Below are 19,577 nucleotides of genomic sequence, written 5' to 3' on the forward strand. Positions count from 1 at the left end.
TAGCCGGCTCGGGGAAGTTCGCGCCGTCGTTGTTCGCCATGTAGACGATCGCACGCGCGATTTCATAGTCGCTGACGTCGTCGGGGCTCGTGCCGCCGCGCGGCGGCATCGCGCCCTTGCCCGACAGCGCCGTCTTCAGCAGCGTGTCGAAGCCCTGCGAGATGCGCGGCGCCCAGTCGTCCTTGTTGCCGAACTTCGGCGCGCCGGCGGCGCCCGTGCCGTGACAGGTCACGCACACGGCCTTGTAGACTTGCTCGCCGGTCTTGTACGTGCGGGGCGCATTGGCGTCCTTCACGTCGACCTTCGCGATCGGTGCGATGCGCGCGGCGACTTGTTCGTCGGAGAGCGCGTCCGTGCCTGCGCCCGCACGGAACGCATGGTTGGCATAGGTGGCAAACAGGACGATCACGGCGATCGGAATCGCGAATGATGCGATGACAACGGCAATCAGCTGCCCGGGAGTTTTGACGGGAGATTCGTGGGGTGCTTCGCTCATGCTTGCCTCGTCTCCATTAATAGGAATTGTGAGCGCGGTGCAACGGCAAAATGGCAGTCCAATGAAGCACGGACGATTATAGACGGAACGTTTACATCACGGCGAGCGGTGCGAAGGCGCGTGTTTACCCGCACGAAAGGGGGCCGGGTGGGGATTCGGGCGGGCAAGGTGGACGCGTCATGGGAAACCGGGTATCCTTGCCGTCTTGCCAATGGTGGGCGGCCGGTTTATCGGGGTCGTTTCACTGTCACACGCGCCCGTAGCTCAATGGATAGAGTACTGCCCTCCGAAGGCAGGGGTTGCTGGTTCGATCCCAGCCGGGCGCGCCAAATGGCCTGATTCCAGGCACCGAATTTCGCAATCCGTTTTCCCGAATTCGCTGAAGCGCTGAATTGCGCAATCGGCCGAATCCCTGTGGCTTCCGATGTCGCGTCGTCTCGTCAGCACCGTGGCATCCCGGCATCCACCGCCCGTTTCCCGCGCCGGTTCGCTGCAGCGCCGTTATGCGAGAATCCCCCGCAACGACAACTCCAAGCGTCGATCGCGGCGGCCGTCCGCGCATCGCGCCGACTCTCCCGATGGCAGCCATCCCGTCTCTCCCGAGCGCAGGCGATGCCCGCGCGCTGACCGATGCGCAGCAGGCACTCCTCACGCGCCTGCTTGCCTATTCCCCCGACGACCCGCACGCCGCGCTGCCATACAGCCGCCGCCTCGCCGAAGCGGAAGGCTGGACGCACGCTCACGCACTGGCCGTGATCGACGAGTACAAGCGCTTCGCGTTTCTCGCGCAGGCAGCCGGACACCCGGTCACACCGTCGGTCGCGGTCGATGCCGCATGGCATTTCCACCTGCAATACACGCTCGAGTACTGGGACGTGTTCTGTGCCGGCGTGCTGCGCGCGCGGCTGCATCACATGCCCGGCACCGGCGCGCCGGACGAAGCCGCCGTGTACGCGCGGCGCTACCAGAACACGCTCGACAGCTATCGCCGCCTGTTCGGCTGCGAACCGCCCGCGTCGATCTGGCCGCGTCCCGATTCCCGGCCGACCGATGCCGGATCACCGCAGGCGAAGGCGAAGGCAGCGGCAGGCACGGACAGGCCGGCGGAACCGACGTCTGCCGCCGGTCCGGCAGGTCGCCGTAGCTGGCGCGACCGGCTGCCGAAGGCCGTCGTGCCGGCCGCCGCCGCGAGCGTCATCGCGACCGCCGCATCGGCGCGCGATTTCGATGTCTTGAACTACACGGGGCCGCAGTTTCTCGCGTTCTACCTGCCGGTCTGCATCGTCGCGCTGCTGCTGATCGTGGTGCTGCAGCAGATCGAATACCGCTGCCGGCGCCGACGCGCACAAGCCTTCTCGTCGGGCCTGACGGCCGAGAAGGCCGCCTGTCTCATGGGCGACGAATCGCGGGCCGTGCAGGTCGCGACGCTGTCGCTCGTCCAGGCGGGCGCGATCGACCTGTCGATGGCCGGGCGGCTAGGCGCGCGCGTGCGCAGCGTCGATCCGACGCGGGGTGGTGCGTATGCGGACGAGTGCGCCTGGCTGGCCGCGCTACCGGACGGCGAGGCCAGCTTCGGCGCGTTCCGTCAGTTGCTCGCGCGGCGCGTGTCCGATTACGCGAACGCGCTGCGCGGGCGCGGGCGCGACTGGCTGTGGAAAGCGGGCGAGATGCGGGCCGCACGAATGGCCTCGCGCGCGATCGCGCTGGCCGTGCTCGGCACGGGCGCGGCGAAACTCGCGGTCGGGCTGAGCCGCGGCCGGCCGGTGCTGCTGCTCGTCATCAGCATGGCCGTGTTTGCCATCGCGTACCGGATCGTCACGCGACGCCTGACGGGATTCGGGCGCGGCGGCCTGACGGTCGGTGGGAGAACGGCGGTCGCTGCGCACCAGCGCGCATGCCGCGACGAACCCGATTCACCGGACGCGGCGCTGTGGGCAACCGCGTTGTTCGGCGCGGGCGCGCTGGCCGGCACCGCGTGGGCCGCGCATTCGATGGCGCTGATGGAGCCGCCGCCGGTGCCGCCCATGGCCGCGCGCGGCGGCGGCTCGTCCGGTTCCACGTACAGCTCGAACGACTCGAGCTCGAATTGCTCGTCGTCGAGTTCATGCAGCTCGAGCTCGTGCAGCTCGAGCAGTTGCGGCGGGTGTTCGTCGAGCAGCTGATGCGCGCAGGTCCGGACGATGTGAGGCAGCCCGGGCACCCGCGGCCATCGCCGGCCGCCCGTATGTTCAACTGAAAGCAACGTCCGCGCTCGGTCGTCCCGGGCGTCGGTGCCATTGCGCTGCTCCGGGTACGGCGGGCAGCCGATCATGTGTAAGCCAGTGCGCCGTTCCCGCCTCCCCCAATCCACATAGCGTTCGCGCCGTGAAAGCTGGTCGCGCGCGATCTCCCCGTAGTTAGAACAGCGACCAATTCGGGCGCCTCCTCCATCAATTGGAACCGGGCTCGCCCGAAGAGAATGCATCTACGTCGGCGATCGTCCGCGCCTGTCGCGTGACGGTTCCCCGACCCATACCGAACCCACGCTGGCTTACCACGATGACTGATCTCACGCTGTCCGACTCCCCCGTCGCCACGATCGAAGCGGCGCTGGCGCTCCACCGGGCCGACCGGCTCGAGGAAGCCGAGACGCTGTATCGCCGGATCCTCGACGCCGATCCGCGGCACGCGGACGCGCTGCACCTGCTCGGCCTGATCGGTCACCAGTACGGGCGGTATAACGAGGCGTCGGAACTGATCATGGCGGCGATCGAGATCAAGCCCGACGCGACCTACTACTACAACCTCGGCAACGTGATGCAGGCGCACAACCGCCCGGCCGCCGCCGCCGAGTGTTTCCGTCTCGCGATCGAGCTGCGGCCCGGCTACGTCGACGCCTACAACAACCTCGGCAACGCGCAGCGGCTCGCGGGCCACGCGCGCGAGGCCGTCGACGCGTTCTGCCAGGTAATCGCGCTGCAGCCCGACCACGGGCAGGCATACAACAACCTCGGCAACGCGCTGCTCGACCTGAACGAGATCCCGGCCGCGCTCGAGGCGTACCAACACGCGGTCGCGCTGCGTCCGGAACTGCCGGAGCCGCGCAGCAACCTGCTGTTCGCGTACCACTACAGCGACGCGTTCGACCCGCACGCCTACCTCGACGAAGCCGCGCGCTTCGATGCGCTCGTCACGCAGCGCGCGCAGCCGTACTCGACGTGGCAGGTCGACCTGAGCGCGCGCATCGGGCGGCCGCTGCGCGTGGGCATCGTGTCGGGCGACCTGAAGGCGCACCCGGTCGGCTACTTCATCGAAGGGATGCTCGCGCACGTGAAGCGCGAGCGCGTCGAACTGCATGCGTATCCGACGCGCGAGATCGAGGACGACGTGACCGCGCGCATCAAGCCGCGCTTCGCGTCGTGGACGTGTCTCGCCGGCCTCGACGACGCGGCGGCTGCCGCGCGCATTCACGACGACGGCATCGACGTGCTGATCGACGCATCCGGCCACACGATCCACAACCGCCTGCCGCTGTTCGCATGGAAGCCCGCGCCGCTGCAGGTGAGCTGGCCCGGTTACTTCGCGAGCACCGGCATGCGCGCGATCGACTACGTGCTCGGCGACCGCCACGTGATGCCGACCGACGAGGCCGCGCATTTCGTCGAACGCGCGTGGCACCTGCCCGACAGCTATCTGTGCTTCACGCCGCCGGCCGTCGAGCTCGACGGCGGCCCGCTGCCGATGCTCGCGAACGGTTATCCGACCTTCGGCTATTTCGGCAAGCTCGCGAAGCTCACCGATCGCGTGATCGACGTCTGGTCGCGCGTGCTGCGCGACGTGCCGAACGCACGGCTGTTCGTCAAGGCGCCGCATCTCGACGACCCGCGCGAGCAGGACGCGCTCGCGGCCCGCTTCGCCGCGCACGGCATCGACGCGGCGCGCCTGCTGTTCGAAGGCCGGTCGCCGCGCGACGAATATCTGGCGGCCTACCGGCGCGTCGACCTGATGCTGAGCCCGTTCCCGTACCCCGGCGGCACGACGACGGCCGAGGCGCTGTGGATGGGCGTGCCGGTGCTTGGCCGCCGCGGCGCGCGGTTCCTGTCGCACATCTGCGAAAGCCTGCTGCAGGCGGCGCGCCTGCCCGAATGGATCGCGGACGACGACGACACGTATGTCGCGAAGGCCGTCGCGTTCGCGCGCAATCCGGCCGAGCTGGCCGTGCTGCGCACGACGCTGCGTGCGCAGGTGCTGGCTTCGCCGCTGTGCGACGCGCCCCGCTTCGCGCGTCATTTCGAGGAGGCGCTGCACGAAATGTGGGTGCGCCGCGTCGACGCCGCACCGGGAGCCGCAGCGTGAACGGCCAGTCCGTCCTCGTCACTGGCGGCGCGGGCTTTCTCGGCTCGCACCTCTGCGAGCGGCTCGTGCACGCCGGCTACGACGTGATGTGCGTCGACAACTTCCACACCGGCAGCAAGCGCAACATCGAACACCTGATCGGCCGAGTCAATTTCGAGGTGATCCGCCACGACGTGTGGCTGCCGCTCTACGTCGAAGCGGACCGCGTGTTCAACATGGCCTGCCCGGCGAGCCCCGTGCACTACCAGAGCGACCCGGTGTCGACGGTGAAGACGGCCGTGCTCGGCGCGATCAACATGCTCGGTCTCGCGAAGCGCTGCGGCGCGCGCATCCTGCAGGCGTCGACGAGCGAGGTGTACGGCGACGCGCAGCAGCATCCGCAGCAGGAAAGCTACTGGGGCAACGTGAATCCGAACGGGCTGCGCGCGTGCTACGACGAAGGCAAGCGCTGCGCCGAGACGCTGTTCTTCGACTATCACCGCCAGCATGGCGTCGATATCCGCGTGGTGCGGATCTTCAATACCTACGGTCCGCGCATGCGCGCAGACGACGGGCGCGTCGTGTCGAACTTCATCATGCAGGCGCTGCGCGGCGAGCCGATCACGCTGTACGGCGACGGCAGCCAGACGCGCTCGTTCTGCTACGTCGACGATCTCGTCGAAGGCCTGTTGCGGATGATGGACCAGGGCGACGACACCGGCCCGATCAACCTCGGCAACCCGAGCGAGATCACGATCCGCGAGCTGGCCGAATGCGTGCTGCGGCTCACCGGTTCGAAAAGCCGCATCGAATATCGCCCGCTGCCGGCCGACGATCCGCTGCAGCGCCGGCCCGACATCGGCCGCGCGCGCCAGCGTCTGGACTGGCAGCCCGGCATCGCGCTCGAGGATGGCCTGAAGGAGACGATCGCCCATTTCCGCAAACAGGTGAATGCATGAGCCCCGACCTGATCGACGCCCCTTGCCCCGTCTGCGCGCATACGGTTGCCGCGCCGTTCTTCCCGGCCGGCGAGCGCACGCTCGCGACGCTCGCCTGGCCCGCGTCCGCCGAAGCGGCGCGCCAACTGCCGCGTCATGCGCTCGACTTCGTCCAGTGCCCGCAGTGTTCGCACGTGTGGAACCACCGGTTCAGCTACGACGCGATTCCGTATCAGAGCAACCCGAACCGGATGTTCAACAGCGGCGGGATCTGGAAAGGCCATCTCGCGGCCACGCGCGACCTGCTGCTCGGCACGCTGCCGGCCGAACCGACGGTGGTCGAGATCGGCTGCGGCGAAGGCCATTTCGTGCGCGGCCTCGCGCAGGCGAGCCACGGCGGGCGTTTCGCCGGCTTCGATCCGAACGCGAGCGCGGGTACCGGCAATGGCATCGAATTCCACGCGCGGCTGTTCGAACCATTGGCCGACATGCCCGCATTCCGCCCCGATGCGATCGTGATCCGGCATGTGCTCGAACACCTGACCGAACCCGCGAAGCTCGTCGAGCAGCTCGCATGGGGCGCGTCGCGCCAGCCGAACGCGTGCTGGCTGTTCGCGGAAGTACCGTGCATCGACCGCGTGTTCGAGACGGACCGCCTCGCCGACTTCTTCTATGAGCACGTGTCGCAGTTCACGACGGAGTCGTTCCGCACGCTGATGGCGCGCGCCGGCGAGATCGTGACGCTCGCGCACGGCTACGACGGCGAAGTCGTCCATGCGCTGGTGCGGCTCGGCGTGCCCGCGCGCGCACGCACGCGCGCCGACGCGTCGCTGCAGTTCGCGGCGCGCTCGGTCGAGAACCGCGCGGCGATCGCCGGGCAGCTCGCGGCGCTCGCCGGGTCGGGTCGGCGCGTCGCGATCTGGGGCGGCACGGGCAAGGCCGCCGCGTTCATCCATCACTTCGATGCCGATGCCGCGCGCTTCCCGCTCGTCGTCGATTCCGATCCCGACAAGGTCGGCACCTATGTGCCGGGCACCGGCCAGAAGATCGAATTCCGCGACGCGCTGAAGGCGGTGCCGGCCGACGTGATCATCATTCCGACGCAATGGCGCGCACGCGACATCGTCGCCGAGATGTCGCGCGAAGGGATCGCGGCCGCGGCCGTGATGATCGAGCACGACGGCCGACTGATCGACTTCGGGCGCGAACCGCATCCATATTGAGCGGCGCGCGCCATGGAGCCGATTGAACTGCAGCTGCGAGCGGCGCTCGCGCATCACGAGGCCGGGCGTCTCGGGGAAGCGAAGGCGCTGTACGACGCGATCCTGAACGCTCAACCCGGGCAGCCGGACGCGATGCACTTCCTCGGGCTGCTCGCGTGCCAGCTGAAGCAGTACGACGCGGGCCTGGCGTTGATGGAGCGCTCGCTCGTCGCGCGACCGGACGCGTCGTACTTCAACAACCTCGGCAACATGCTGCGCGAATGCGGGCGGCTCGACGACGCGATCGCGCACTACCGCCGCGCGGTGGCGCTGCGTCCCGACTATCCGGAAGCGCACAACAACCTCGGCAATGCGCTGCGCGACGCGCGCGATCCGGCCGAGGCGATGCAGAGCTGCTCGCGCGCGATCGAACTGCGTCCCGGCTACGCGGAGGCCTACAACAACCTCGGCAACGTGCTGCAGGACCTGGGCGAACTGGATGCGGCCGCGGCAAGCTACGGCAAGGCGATCGCCTTCCATCCCGCGTATGCGGATGCGCACAGTAACCTCGGCAACGTGCTGCGCGCGCAGGAGCGGCACGCGGACGCGATCGTGCACTACCGTCGCGCGATCGAACTGAGCCCGGCGCTGCCCGCTGCGTGTCACGGCCTCGGCCTGTCGCTGTGGGCGCTCGGCGAACTGCACGAAGCCGCGAGCGTGCTGGGCGCCGCCGCGGCCGGGTCCGGCGACGCGAGCCTGCACAACAACTACGCGGGCGTGCTGCGCGACGCGGGCGACCTCGACGCCGCCGCGGCGCACTACGCACGCGCGATCGCGCTCGATGCGTCGCTGGCCGTCGCGCATGCGAACCTGAGCGGCGTGCGCCGCCGTCAGGCGCGTTATGCGCAAGCGCTCGTGCATGCGCAGAATGCGATCCGCATCGCACCGGATCTCGCCGATGCGCACAATCAGGCGGGCAACGCTCACCACGGCCTGGGCGATCTCGTCGCGGCGCAAGCGTGCTACCGCACCGCGCTCGAGCTGAATCCGGCCGACAGCGGCGCGTGCCACAACCTGTCGGTCGTGCTGCTCAAGTGCGAGCGGCACGCCGATGCGCTCGCCTATTGCCGGCAGGCGCTGGCGGGTGGCCGCCCGACCGTGTCGATGTACGTGAATCTTGGCGACATCTTGCGCGCGCAGGGCAACGTCGACGCCGCGGTGCCCGCGTATCGCGATGCGCTTGCGCTGGTGCGCGACGACGCGAGCGACGATGCGGCGGAGGTGCTCGGCCGCCTGCTGTTCGCCGCCGCGGCATCGGCGACCGTGTCCCCCGCCGATTACCTGAACGATGCGCGCCGCTACGGCCGTCACCTCGCGGCGCGTTCGACGCGCTATACGCATGACGTGCGCGAACGCGCGGCCGACGCGCTGCAGCGCCCGCTGCGGGTCGGCTTCGTATCGGGCGACCTGCGGCAGCACCCGGTCGGGATCTTCGTCGAAAGCGTGTTCGCGCATCTCGATCGCACGCGCATTGCGCCGTACGTGTACACGACGTCGGACGAAGCGGACGCGATCACCGCGCGACTGAAGCCGCACGCGACCATCTGGCGTTCGATCGCCGGCTGTGACCCGCAGGCGGCCGCCCGCACGATTCACGACGACGGCATCGACGTGCTCGTCGACCTCGCCGGCCATACGCAGGCGAGCGGCCTGGCCGCATTCGGCTGGAAGCCGGCGCCCGTGCAGGCGAGCTGGCTCGGCTTCTTCGCATCGACGGGCAGCGACGCGATCGACTATTTCATCGGCGACGCGCGGACGTTGCCGGCCGACGAGGCGCATCACTTCGTCGAGCAACCGTGGCGGCTCCCCGACAGCTACCTGTGCTTCACGCCGCCGTCCGACGACGTCGCGGTCGGCCCGCTGCCGATGGCCGCGAACGGCCACGTCACGTTCGGTTGTTTCGGCAAGCTCGTGAAGCTCGGCGACGACGTCGTGCGCGTGTGGTCGCGCGTGCTGCATGCGCTGCCCGGCGCACGGTTGTTGCTGAAGGCGCGCGAACTCGAACAGGCGGCGGTGCGCGACGCGACCGTTGCGCGCTTCGCACGGCACGGGATCGACGCGAGCCGGCTGTTGTTCGACGGCGCATCGCCGCGCGCGGAGTATTTCAACGCGTACAACCGGATCGATATCGCGCTGAGCCCGTTCCCGTACCCGGGCGGCACGACGACGGCCGAAGCGCTGTGGATGGGCGTGCCGGTGCTCGGGATGAAGGGCGGACGGTTCGTCACGCACATCTGCGAGAGCCTGCTGCACGCGGCCGGGATGCCCGACTGGATCGCCGGCGATGAGGACGACTATGTCGCGAAGGCGGTCGCGGCCGCGCAGGACGGCGCGCGGCTGGCGGCGTTGCGCGCGACGCTGCGCGAACGCACGCTCGCGTCGCCGCTGTGCGATGCGGCACGCTTCGCACGCAATCTCGAAGATGCCTTCTTCGACATGTGGACACGCTATACGGAAACGGCACAGACAGCATGAACGATATCCAGCAGGCCCTGCAGGAGGCCCTCGCGCACCATCAGGCCGGGCGTCTCGGCGAAGCAAAGACGCTGTACGACGCGATCCTGCACACTCAACCCGGGCAGCCGGACGCGATGCACTTCCTCGGGCTGCTCGCGTGCCAGCTGAAGCAGTACGACGCGGGCCTGGCGTTGATGGAGCGCTCGCTCGCCGCGCGACCGGACGCGTCGTATTTCAACAACCTCGGCAACATGCTGCGCGAATGCGGGCGGCTCGACGACGCGATCGCGCACTACCGTCGCGCGGTGGCGTTGCGTCCCGACTATCCGGAAGCGCACAACAACCTCGGCAACGCGCTGCGCGACGCGCGCGATCCGGCCGAGGCAATGCAGAGCTGTTCGCGTGCGATCGAACTGCGTCCCGGTTATGCGGAGGCCTACAACAACCTTGGCAACGTGCTGCAGGACCTGGGCGAGCTGGATGCGGCCGCGGCAAGCTACGGCAAGGCGATCGCCTTCCATCCCGCGTATGCGGAAGCGCACAGCAACCTCGGCAACGTGCTGCGCGCGCAGGAGCGGCACGCGGACGCGATCGTGCACTACCGTCGCGCGATCGAACTGAACCCTGCGTTGCGCGTCGCGCATCGCGGGCTCGCCGTTGCGCTGCGGGCGACCGACGATTTCGACGGCGCGCTCGAGCATGCGCGCGCGGGGCTCGAACCGGACGATGCGGAAGGCCATTGCGCGCTTGGGCGGTCGCTGCGCAGCATGAACGACTTCGACGGCGCGGCGCGCTTGTTCGAGCGCGCGTGCGAGATCGATCCCGGCTACGCGCCGGGATGGTGCCGGCTCGGCGAGCTGCGTTGCCAGCAGGGCGAATACGAGGAATCGGTGCGCATGTGCCGACGGGCGATCGAACTCGATCCCGAGCTGTCGGACGCATACAACTTCCTCGGCCTCGGGTATCACAACCTCGATCGGATGGCGGCAGCGGAACTCAGCCATCGTCATGCGATCGACCTGAACCCGGATGACGCGGACGCGCACCACAATCTGGCGGCGGTGTTGTTCCGGCTCGATCGGCTAGACGAGGCGATGGAGGAGTACGAAACCGCGCAGGCACTCGGCATCGATCCGATGAAGATCCGGCTCACGCTCGGCGACATTCTATGGGCGAAGCGCGATTTTGCGGGCGCCGTGGCGGCGTTTCGCGAAGCCGCCGCGAACGAACCACATCGTGCGTATGCGCGTCTGCTGTTCAACATGTCGAGCTCGCCGGCTTTCTCGCCGGAAGACTGGGTGGCGGAGGCGCGCCACTACGGCGACCATCTGGCGCGGGGCGTGGGCCCGTTCGAGCACGACCGCGAGGCTCGCGCCCGGCTCGCCCGGAATCGTCCGCTGCGCGTCGGCTTTGTGTCGGGCGACCTGCGGCAGCACCCGGTCGGAATCTTTCTTGAAAGCGTGCTCGCGTATCTCGATCGCACGCGCATCGAGCCGCACGCCTATGTGACTTTCGTGGTCGAAGACGACGTGACCGCACGACTGAAGCCACGTTTCGCGAGCTGGAAGAAGCTGACCGGCAAGAATCGCGAGCAGGCCGCGCAGATGATTCGCGACGACGGCATCGACGTGCTCGTCGATCTTGCCGGCCATACGAACTGGAGCGGCTTGCCCGTGTTCGCGCACCGGCCGGCACCCGTGCAGGCGAGCTGGCTCGGCTTCTTCGCGACGACGGGTTGCCGCGCGATCGATTACTTCATCGGAGATGCGCACACGCTGCCGGTCGCTGAAGCTCATCACTTCGTCGAGCAGCCGTGGCGGTTGCCGGACAGCTACCTGTGCTTCACGCCGCCGGCTTACGACGTAGCGGTCGGGCCCCTGCCGATGGATACGAACGCAGGCGTGACGTTCGGCTGCTTCGGCAAGCTGACGAAGGTAAGCGACGACGTCGTCGCGTTGTGGTCGAGGCTGTTGCACGCGCTGCCGAAGGCGCACCTGATGCTGAAGGCGCACGAGCTCAGCGGCGGCGACCTGAGCCGGATGACCGTCGAGCGATTTGCCCGGCATGGTATCGGCGCGGAGCGGTTGATCCTCGAGGGCGGTTCGCCGCGGGCGGAGTATTTCAACGCGTACAACCGGATCGACATCGCGCTGAGCCCGTTTCCCTATCCTGGCGGCACGACGACGGCCGAAGCGCTGTGGATGGGCGTGCCGGTGATCGGGATGAAGGGCGGCCGCTTCGTCACGCATATCTGCGAAAGCCTGCTGCATGCGGCCGGGATGGGCGACTGGATCGCCGCCGACGAGGACGCGTATCTCGCGAAGGCAATCGCATTCGCGAGCGACCGCGATGCACTCGCGGCGTTGCGCGCGACGCTGCGTGAACGCACGCTCGCGTCGCCGCTGTGCGATGCGGCGCGTTTCGCACGCAATCTCGAGGATGCGTTCCACGGGATGTGGGCCCGCTACGTGGCCGGCGACACGGACGGAGCACGCGCATGACGGGCGCTGTCGCGCAACGGCTGAACGCGGCGTTCGTGCACCATCAGGCCGGGCGCTTCGACGACGCTCGCGTGCTGTACGAGGCGATCCGGCGCGACGAGCCGGATCAGCCGGATGCGACGCACTTCCTCGGGCTGCTCGCGTGCCAGCTCGGCCAGTTTCCGGCCGGCCTCGCGCTGATGGAGCGCGCGATCGCGCTGCGCGCCGATCCCGTCTACCTGAACAACCTCGGCAATATGCTGCGCGCGCACGGCCGGCTCGACGATGCGATCGGGGCGTACCGGCGTGCGATCGCGCTCGCGCCCGGCTATGCGGAGGCGCACAGCAACCTCGGCAACGCGTTGCGCGACGCGGGCGACGCGGATGCCGCGATGCTGAGCTGCGCGCAGGCGCTCGCGCTGCGCCCCGATTACGCGCCGGCGTTCAACAACCTCGGTAACGCACTGCAGGACAAGGGCGAACTGGACGCCGCGGCGCGCGCATACGAGAAGGCGATCGCGCTCGATCCCGGCTACGCGCAGGCCCGCTTCAACCAGGGCAACGTACTGCGTGCGCAGTGCCGGCCCGATGAGGCGATCGCGTGCTACCGCGAAGCGATCGCGCTGCAACCGGATCTGCATGCTGCGCATCACGCGCTCGGCGTGCTGCTGTTCGAGCGCGATGATCCCGAGGCCGCGATCGCGAGCCTCACCCGCGCGGCTGAATCGGGTGAAGCGGACTGCCTGTTTCACCTCGCGGCAGCGCTCGAACGTGCGGGCGATCTCGACGGCACGGTGGCGAGCCTGCGGCGCGCGCTGGCCGCGGCGCCCGATCGGGCCGATCTGCATCACCATCTCGCGCAGACGCTGGTCCGGCAGGGCAAGCGGCGCGATGCGCTCGACAGTTGCCGGATCGCGCTGTCGCTGCCGAACCCGACCGCGCAGATGCATGCGGTGATGGGTGACATCCTGTGCGCGATGTGGCACCTCGATGCGGGGCTCGCGAGCTACGATCGCGCGCTCGAAGTCGATCCCGCGTTCCACAATGCTCATTCTGGCCGCATGTTCCACGCGGCCGGCACCGACCGGCTGTCGCCCGCGCAACTGCTCGAGCGCGCGCGTGAATTCGGCACGCAGATGGCCGCGCAGGCGTCGCCGCGTACGCACGTGCCGCGCCCGGCCGCCGGGCGCGTGTTGCGTGTCGGGTTCGTGTCCGGCGACCTGAAGTCCCATCCGGTCGCGGTGTTCCTGCTGAGCGTCGTCGCGGCGCTCGATCCGTCGCGCGTCGAGGCGGTGGCCTACGCGACGCAGTCGGTGGAGGACGACACGACCGCAGCGCTCAAGCGTCATTTCGCGCTGTGGCGCGACATCACCGCGCTCGACGACCACGCGGCCGCCGACCTGATCGCCAACGACCGCATCGACGTGCTGGTCGACCTGAGCGGCCATACCGCGTCGAACCGGCTGGCGTTGTTCGCATGGAAGCCGGCACCGGTGCAGGCGACCTGGCTCGGCTATTTCGCGACGACCGGCATTGCCGCGATCGACTACGTGATCGGCGATCGTCACGTGCTGCCCGACGGCGAAGCCCATCACTTCGTCGAGCGGCCGTGGCGGCTGCCCGACAGCTATCTGTGCTTCACGCCGCCCGCGCAGCCGCTCGACGTCGGGCCGCTGCCGGCCGGGCGCGAAGGTGTCGTCACGTTCGGCTGCCTGAACAACGCGAACAAGATCGGCGACGCCGTCGTCGCGCTGTGGTCACGCGTGCTGCATGCGGTACCCGGTTCGCGCCTGTTGCTGAAGTCGGCGCAGCTCGACGAAGCCGCGCTGCGCACGAGCATCGCCGCGCGCTTCGCGGCACACGGCATTCCCGCGGAGCGCCTGCTGCTGCGCGGCGGATCGAAGCGGCTCGCACACATCGCCACGTACAACGACATCGACATCGTGCTCGATCCGTTCCCGTATCCGGGCGGCACGACGAGCATGGAAGGACTGTGGATGGGCGCGCCGTTCATCACGCGGCGCGGTGACCGCTTCCTGTCGCATATCGGCGAAAGCATCCTGCATACGCTCGGGATGCCCGAATGGATCGCGGACAACGACGACGACTATGTCGCGAAGGCGGCCGCGTTCGCGCAGGGCCCGCCGCATGTCGCGGCCGTGCGGGCCGGGCTGCGCGAGCGGCTGCTGCGCTCGCCGCTGTGCGATGCGCCGCGCTTCGCCCGCCATCTCGAAGCGGCGTTCGCGCAGATGGTCGACGCGGCGGCGGCCGCCGCGCACTAGTCGATCCGCGCAGCCGATCCGGCGCGGTGCGGATTTGCATCCGTGCCGTTCCTGTTTCCTTCGCGCAAAAAAATGGCCGCCCAAAGGCGGCTCGACGTTACGACATCGGCGCGCGCTCGACGGCGGCGCGCGTTGTTGTTCGTGGGCTTACAGCATGCCGGTCGCCTGATAGAGGCCGGCCGCGCGAATTCGTTCGCGCGATGCGGTGAATTGCTGCACGAGCTGATCGCGATCGGCCTGCGCGTCCTGAGCGATCGACGCGTCGATATCCATGATCCGCCGGATCGTGTCGAGCGCCTCCGGCGTCTGCTCGGGCGACAGCCCCATCAACAGCGGCGAGCGCGCGTCGGCCAGCGCCGCGACGCGTTCCCAGTCGCGCAGCGCGGTGGCCGACTGCATCGCGTGGGTCAGGTGGAGCGCTTGATTCAGCGTATCGGTCGTCATGGTCGTCGTCCGGATGTGTCCCGCGAAAAGGCGGCTTACTTGTTGGTGGCGAGCGCGCCGGCGCTGTTCGTGCCGCCGAACAGCTGGGTCAGGTACTTCGTGTTGTTCGCCATCGTCGCCATCAGGTTGTTCAGCGCGGTGAACTGCGCGTTGTACTGCGTGGTCAGCTGATCCGAATAGTTCTTCAGCTGCGTCGCCTGGTTGGACAGGTTCTTCAGGTCCGCATTGAGCGCCGTGGTGCGCTGGTCGATCAGGCCGTTCGTCTGCGTGTACGTGTTGACCAGCTTGTTCAGCGTCTGGCCGACGCCGTTCGTCGTGTTGAACAGCGCGGCGACGGCCGGGCTGTTCGACGTGAGCGCGGTGTTCAGCGCGGTCGAGTCGACCTGCAGCGTCCCGTCGGCCTGCAGGTTGATGCCGATCGCCGCGAGCGAATAGGTCGTGCTCGGGCTGCCCGTCTTGACGCCGCCGCTGATCGCGCTCGCGAGACCGTTCGAGATCGTGTTGAGCATCGAGTCGCCGAGCAAGGGGCCTGCCGTCGACGTGTTCGGATCGTACGACGACAGCGATTGCGCGGTCGTCACGTAGCCGTTGTATGCGTTGACGAATGCGTTGATCGCGCTCGTCGTGGCCGTCGTGTCGGGCGACAGCGTGACCGTCTGGGTCGTGTTCAGCGCGGCCGGCGTCAGGTTCAGCGTGACGCCCGTCAGCACGCCTGACACGCTGTTGGACGCGCTGCTCACCGGCGTGCCGTCGACGGTCAATTGCGCGTCCGCGGCCTTGGTCACGGTGGAGTAGCCCGACGTCAGCTTCGCGTTGACGCCGGTGCCGCTCACCGACACCGTGTTGGTCGCGCCGGTGTTGTTCGACTGGATCACGAGATGCTGGCCGTCCGAGCCGGTGATGACCGACGCGGTGACGCCCGGGTTGCCGGCCGTCGTATTGATCGAGGTCGCGATGTCGGACAGCGACGCGCCGGCCGCGACGTTGACGTTGAATGCCGCGTTGCTGCCGAGCGTGATGCTCAGCGAGCCGGCCGCGATCGTGTCCGTCGCAGTGATGCCCGCCGACGACAGCTTGTTCGCGCTCGCGAGCTGCGTGACGTTGACCGCGTACGAGCCGGCCACCGCCCCGCCGCCGCTCTTGACCGACGCGGTGATGCCGTTGCCGCTCGCGGTCGCCGCGAGGCCGCTCAGCGTCGAGCCGTTCGCGAGACCGGCGATCGCGGTCTGCAGCGCGGACAGCGCCGATTTCAGTTTGCCGACCGCGGACAGCTCGGTGTTGTCGCGCGTCTGCTTGGTCGTGAGGGTTTGTGTCTGACCGGCCGTCTTGGCCGTGACCAGCGCGGACACGAGCGAACTGACGTCGAGCGTCGAATTGGTCGCGCCGCTGATGATCGATTGTCCGGCCTGCGCCAGAAGACTGCCGATATCGGTCGTGCCTGTGCTCGTGCTCGTCGTGGTCATGCGGGTGCTCCAGTCGTTTGCGCAGTCGCGCGCGTTCCGGCAGGTCGCCGTGCTTCGATTTCAATGCAAGCAGGGAGGCAAGCCTCCCTGGAGTGTCGGGTCCGGTGTACCGAACCGGCGCCGTCGCGCGCCGCAACGCGGACGACGCCGTGCGCGCGGGCGGCGAGCCCGGCGCGGATGTTCCCGATTACTGCAGGAGCTTCAGGACCTGCTGCGGCAGCGAGTTCGCTTGCGCGAGCACCGAGATGCCGGCTTGCTGCAGCACTTGCGCCTTGCTCAGGTTCGCCGTTTCCGTCGCGAAGTCCGCGTCGGTGATCTGCGAACGCGCTGCGCTCATGTTGGTGGCTTGCGTCTGCGTCGTCGAGATCGCAGCCTGGAACGTGTTCTGTGCTGCACCCAGCGTTGCCTGGAACGTGTTGACGTTCTTCAGTGCCGCGTCGATCGACGTGATCGCCGACTGTGCACTCGTCTGGTCGCTGACCGACAGGCTGGCCAGGCTCAGGCCACCGCCCGTGCTCGTCCACACGGTCGAGCCGAAGTCGACGGCAACCGTCTGGTTCGCCGACGCACCGACCTGGAACGTGACATTGCTGGCCGCGCTCAGGATGGTCTGACCGTTGAACGTCGTTTGCGTTGCCACGCGGTCGATTTCGCCCAGACGCGTCGTGACTTCAGCTTGCAGGTTCGTACGTGCGTTCGAGTCCAGCGAGCCGTCGCCTGCTTCGACTGCCAGCGTACGGATACGCTGCAGGTTGTCGACGGTCGACTGCAGTGCGCCGGCTGCGGTCTGGATCATCGAGATGCCGTTGTTCGCGTTCGAGACGCCTTGCGTCAGCGCGTTGATCGCGGCCGTTTGCGACGTCGAGATCGCGAGACCTGCCGCGTCGTCGGCTGCCGTGTTCACGCGCTTGCCCGACGACAGGCGGTTGATCGCTTGCGACAGTGCGCTTTGCGAGCCCGACAGATTCGTCTGCGTCGTCAGCGAAAGGATGTTGGTATTGATGTTCAGCATTTGCTTCCTCGTTTTGGAAAATGCCTGAGTACAGACAGGGTCGTTTTCGGCGTTGCGCTTTATCGCGAGTGGCGCTGCCCGCCTTTCCTGGTTGACGGCGGCACCCGGCGAAAACTTTAGAGGGATGTTCGAGGAAATTCGGGACCGAAGAGTCGCGTCGCCGTGAAGTCCGCGCCCGGCATGGCCGGCAGCGATTTTGGCCGGGCGCGCGCGAGGGGCTCCTTGGGCGGCTTGTGTGGCCGCGCCGCATCGGACGACCAACCGGGATCGACAAAAGGATGGTTTTGTCTGTGATTTCCTGATATGATGGCGGGCTGAATTGAGATTTTCTGTCAAGCCTGTGCCGTCTCGGCATTCTTGCTGGCAGTCAAACGCGGCGCTGCACGTGGCTTGTGAAGCGTACCCGCGGTGCTTTCCGCCTCTCTTTTCCGGCCTCCGAGGCCGTATTTCCGCTCGTTTCGCCTGTTGTGGGGACGCCCGGATGGCCGGTGCGTGGCGCTTGGCCGCTACGTTTTTGACCGTTTAAGCAATTTAGGAACGACATGACGACGATTCTTCTGAAAGAAAACGAGCCGTTCGAAGTGGCGATTCGCCGCTTTCGCCGTGCTATCGAAAAAAATGGCCTGATCGCTGAACTGCGCGAACGCCAGTCCTACGAAAAGCCGACCGCAGTCCGCAAGCGCAAGAAGGCAGCAGCCGTCAAGCGCCTGCACAAGCGCCTGCGCAGCCAGATGCTGCCGAAGAAGCTCCACTAAGAGCGTCTGTCGGTTCGCCGCGAAACGGCGGAGCGTGCTTCGAAAGAAGCCGCTCCGCCGTTTTGCTTTTCGGGGCTGGAAAAGGGTCGGCGGTCCTGAGCTTCGGGCTCAGGCTTTGGCCTCCGGTCTCGGTCTCGGTCTCGGTCTCGGTCTCGCGGCGGGCGGCGGGCGGCGGGCGGCTGTAACGGCTCCTGTTCAGCTGTGACCTGAGCGCCTGACGGCAGGAAGGCGGATTCGACGGGGTTGCCGGTAGGCCCCGGCCGCCCCGGGTTCGCTCAGAAGTCGATCTTCGCGCTCGGGCTCACCGTGCGGATTGCCCGGCTTCACGTAATCGGCGTACTGGTTTTCGCGATAGCGGCGAATCGGCGTACTGGTTTTCCCGATAGCGGCGGTTCAGCACGTTGCCGATCAATGCGCGCAGCGTCACGTCGCGGCAGCCGATGTGCGTCAGGTAGCGCGCGCCGGCGCTGACGACCAGGAAGCCTGGTGCGTCGAGGCCGCCGGCCGCGTGCGGCGGCTCCGTCGCCGTCAGCCTGCCTTGCGGTGCCGTGCCGGCTGCTGCTTGCCGCCGAGCGCCGCGCATTTGGCGTGACACGGGCAGCCTGCCTCGTGGTCGTTGACCATCCCGGTTGCCTGCATCAGCGCATAGCAGATCGTCGAGCCGACGAACTTGCAGCCGTACGCCTTCAGCGCCTTGCTGAGCGCGTCGGACTGGGCGGTCGACGCGGGCGCGTCCCGATACGACTGCCATGCGTTCTGCACCGGCATGTGATCGACGAACGACCACAGGAAGTGCGCGAGCGACCCGTGTTCGTCGCGAATGCGCTGCACGGCCAGTGCATTGGTCACCGCGGACTGGACCTTCGCGCGATTGCGCACGATGCCGGGATTCTCGAGCAGCTTCTCGATGTGCTTCGGCGTGAAGCGCGCGACCGCGTCGACATCGAAGTCGGCGAACGCCTCGCGATAGCCGGCGCGCTTGTTCAGGATCGTCGACCACGACAGCCCCGCCTGCGCGCCTTCCAGAATCAGCATTTCGAACAGGTGGCGATCGTCATGTGACGGCACACCCCACTCGGTATCGTGATAGTGAGCATCCGCTTCCGTCCGTACCCAGTTGCACCGCTGCGACATCGTCAGCCTCGTTCCAGTGTCGATTCGATCGTGCCAGCATAGCGGAAGGCCCATTCACGGCATAGCTGGCCGAACGGCAGATGGGCGCACGGCGCCGATCCGGTTAAGCTTGGCGCCTGTTCGAATCAGCAGGATCAACGCATGACGGCATTACTTTTTGCGATCGGCATCGACGGCGGCGGCACCGGCACCCGCGCGGTACTGGCCGACCGGCACGGGCGCGAGCTCGCGCAGGGTCGCGGCGGCCCCTCGGGGCTCGGCCTCGGCATCGAGCGGGCGTGGGCGTCGATCGGCGCGGCCTGTGCCGACGCGTTCACGCGGGCGGGGCTCGCGTTCGACTGGGCCCAGTGCGCGCTCGGCTGCGGGCTCGCGGGCGTCAACAATGCCGCGTGGCTCGCCGCGTTCCGCGCGCAGGCGCCGCTCGGCGCGCTTGCGATCGAGAGCGACGCCTACACGACCGTCGTCGGCGCGCACGGCGGCGCGCCGGGGCTCATCGTCGCACTCGGCACGGGCAGCATCGCGGCGGCGCCCGCCGCGGCG

The 19,577-nt window shown here is 68.1% G+C and carries 14 protein-coding genes, 1 tRNA gene and 1 pseudogene; 10 read left to right on the forward strand and 6 right to left on the reverse strand.

The features are described from left to right. The coding region (locus tag F3J14_RS25690) for a c-type cytochrome (RefSeq protein ID WP_166725364.1) at window positions 1-496 on the reverse strand (496 nt) is incomplete at its 3' end. 253 nt (window positions 497-749) lie between these two features. On the opposite strand from F3J14_RS25690, the gene F3J14_RS25695 reads away from it, so the two are divergent. The 8 genes from F3J14_RS25695 (at window position 750) to F3J14_RS25730 (ending at window position 14,229) form a co-directional block, all read left to right on the forward strand. Beyond that, window positions 750-825 (forward strand) — tRNA-Arg (locus tag F3J14_RS25695). A 249-nt stretch (window positions 826-1,074) separates the two neighbouring features. Continuing rightward, window positions 1,075-2,658, forward strand: coding sequence for a TIGR04222 domain-containing membrane protein (locus F3J14_RS25700; RefSeq protein WP_166725365.1), 1,584 nt, complete (start codon window positions 1,075-1,077; stop codon window positions 2,656-2,658). A 376-nt stretch (window positions 2,659-3,034) separates the two neighbouring features. Next, window positions 3,035-4,831 (forward strand): glycosyltransferase family 41 protein, encoded by a 1,797-nt coding sequence (locus tag F3J14_RS25705; protein WP_166725366.1) that lies wholly within the window; start codon window positions 3,035-3,037, stop codon window positions 4,829-4,831. Next, a complete protein-coding gene (locus tag F3J14_RS25710; RefSeq protein WP_348772016.1) occupies window positions 4,828-5,769 on the forward strand; it encodes a UDP-glucuronic acid decarboxylase family protein in 942 nt (313 codons plus the stop codon). The genes F3J14_RS25705 and F3J14_RS25710 overlap by 4 nt, the downstream gene beginning before the upstream one ends. After that, window positions 5,766-6,971 (forward strand): class I SAM-dependent methyltransferase, encoded by a 1,206-nt coding sequence (locus F3J14_RS25715; protein WP_166725368.1) that lies wholly within the window; start codon window positions 5,766-5,768, stop codon window positions 6,969-6,971. The genes F3J14_RS25710 and F3J14_RS25715 overlap by 4 nt, the downstream gene beginning before the upstream one ends. Before the next feature lie 12 nt (window positions 6,972-6,983). Continuing rightward, window positions 6,984-9,485 carry a tetratricopeptide repeat protein gene (locus F3J14_RS25720; protein ID WP_166725369.1) on the forward strand — a complete coding sequence of 834 codons (2,502 nt, stop codon included), beginning with the start codon at window positions 6,984-6,986 and terminating at the stop codon, window positions 9,483-9,485. Next, on the forward strand, window positions 9,482-11,968 hold the full coding sequence (locus F3J14_RS25725; RefSeq protein ID WP_166725370.1) for a tetratricopeptide repeat protein: 2,487 nt from the start codon (window positions 9,482-9,484) through the stop codon (window positions 11,966-11,968). Before F3J14_RS25720 ends, F3J14_RS25725 begins: the two co-directional genes overlap by 4 nt. Further along, window positions 11,965-14,229, forward strand: coding sequence for a tetratricopeptide repeat protein (locus F3J14_RS25730; RefSeq protein WP_166725371.1), 2,265 nt, complete (start codon window positions 11,965-11,967; stop codon window positions 14,227-14,229). The genes F3J14_RS25725 and F3J14_RS25730 overlap by 4 nt, the downstream gene beginning before the upstream one ends. 147 nt (window positions 14,230-14,376) lie before the next feature. Here F3J14_RS25730 and F3J14_RS25735 read toward each other — a convergent pair whose 3' ends face one another. The 3 genes from F3J14_RS25735 to F3J14_RS25745 form a co-directional block, all read right to left on the reverse strand. Beyond that, entirely contained in the window at window positions 14,377-14,673 is a 297-nt protein-coding gene (locus F3J14_RS25735; protein ID WP_166725372.1) for a flagellar protein FliT, read from the reverse strand. Window positions 14,674-14,708: 35 nt separating this feature from the next. After that, window positions 14,709-16,136, reverse strand: coding sequence for a flagellar filament capping protein FliD (fliD, locus tag F3J14_RS25740; RefSeq protein WP_166725373.1), 1,428 nt, complete (start codon window positions 16,134-16,136; stop codon window positions 14,709-14,711). A 187-nt stretch (window positions 16,137-16,323) separates the two neighbouring features. Continuing rightward, window positions 16,324-17,148: a flagellin domain-containing protein gene (locus tag F3J14_RS25745; RefSeq protein WP_166725374.1), complete on the reverse strand. Its 825-nt coding sequence runs from the start codon at window positions 17,146-17,148 to the stop codon at window positions 16,324-16,326. A gap of 542 nt (window positions 17,149-17,690) precedes the next feature. Here F3J14_RS25745 and rpsU point away from each other — a divergent pair. After that, a complete protein-coding gene (gene rpsU, locus F3J14_RS25750) occupies window positions 17,691-17,903 on the forward strand; it encodes a 30S ribosomal protein S21 (protein ID WP_006401410.1) in 213 nt (70 codons plus the stop codon). Between the two features lie 275 nt (window positions 17,904-18,178). Here rpsU and F3J14_RS25755 read toward each other — a convergent pair. Further along, window positions 18,179-18,411: pseudogene (locus F3J14_RS25755) on the reverse strand (hypothetical protein); the annotation flags it as partial. A gap of 20 nt (window positions 18,412-18,431) precedes the next feature. Beyond that, window positions 18,432-19,037: a DNA-3-methyladenine glycosylase I gene (locus F3J14_RS25760; protein ID WP_166725375.1), complete on the reverse strand. Its 606-nt coding sequence runs from the start codon at window positions 19,035-19,037 to the stop codon at window positions 18,432-18,434. A gap of 141 nt (window positions 19,038-19,178) precedes the next feature. Here F3J14_RS25760 and F3J14_RS25765 point away from each other — a divergent pair. Next, on the forward strand, window positions 19,179-19,577 hold a 399-nt coding region (locus tag F3J14_RS25765; protein ID WP_348772018.1), incomplete at its 3' end, for a BadF/BadG/BcrA/BcrD ATPase family protein.

The sequence above is a fragment of the Burkholderia sp. Tr-862 genome (assembly GCF_011753085.1).
GTDB lineage: Bacteria > Pseudomonadota > Gammaproteobacteria > Burkholderiales > Burkholderiaceae > Burkholderia > Burkholderia ambifaria.

What these genes read in the sequence shown, in the direction of transcription:
- F3J14_RS25760 (WP_166725375.1), bottom strand. Translation starts at nt 19,037, where the DNA reads ATGTCGCAGCGGTGCAACTGGGTACGGACGGAAGCGGATGCTCACTAT.
- F3J14_RS25720 (WP_166725369.1), top strand. Translation starts at nt 6,984, where the DNA reads ATGGAGCCGATTGAACTGCAGCTGCGAGCGGCGCTCGCGCATCACGAG.
- fliD (WP_166725373.1), bottom strand. Translation starts at nt 16,136, where the DNA reads ATGACCACGACGAGCACGAGCACAGGCACGACCGATATCGGCAGTCTT.
- F3J14_RS25725 (WP_166725370.1), top strand. Translation starts at nt 9,482, where the DNA reads ATGAACGATATCCAGCAGGCCCTGCAGGAGGCCCTCGCGCACCATCAG.
- F3J14_RS25735 (WP_166725372.1), bottom strand. Translation starts at nt 14,673, where the DNA reads ATGACGACCGATACGCTGAATCAAGCGCTCCACCTGACCCACGCGATG.
- F3J14_RS25705 (WP_166725366.1), top strand. Translation starts at nt 3,035, where the DNA reads ATGACTGATCTCACGCTGTCCGACTCCCCCGTCGCCACGATCGAAGCG.
- F3J14_RS25715 (WP_166725368.1), top strand. Translation starts at nt 5,766, where the DNA reads ATGAGCCCCGACCTGATCGACGCCCCTTGCCCCGTCTGCGCGCATACG.
- rpsU (WP_006401410.1), top strand. Translation starts at nt 17,691, where the DNA reads ATGACGACGATTCTTCTGAAAGAAAACGAGCCGTTCGAAGTGGCGATT.
- F3J14_RS25700 (WP_166725365.1), top strand. Translation starts at nt 1,075, where the DNA reads ATGGCAGCCATCCCGTCTCTCCCGAGCGCAGGCGATGCCCGCGCGCTG.
- F3J14_RS25730 (WP_166725371.1), top strand. Translation starts at nt 11,965, where the DNA reads ATGACGGGCGCTGTCGCGCAACGGCTGAACGCGGCGTTCGTGCACCAT.
- F3J14_RS25745 (WP_166725374.1), bottom strand. Translation starts at nt 17,148, where the DNA reads ATGCTGAACATCAATACCAACATCCTTTCGCTGACGACGCAGACGAAT.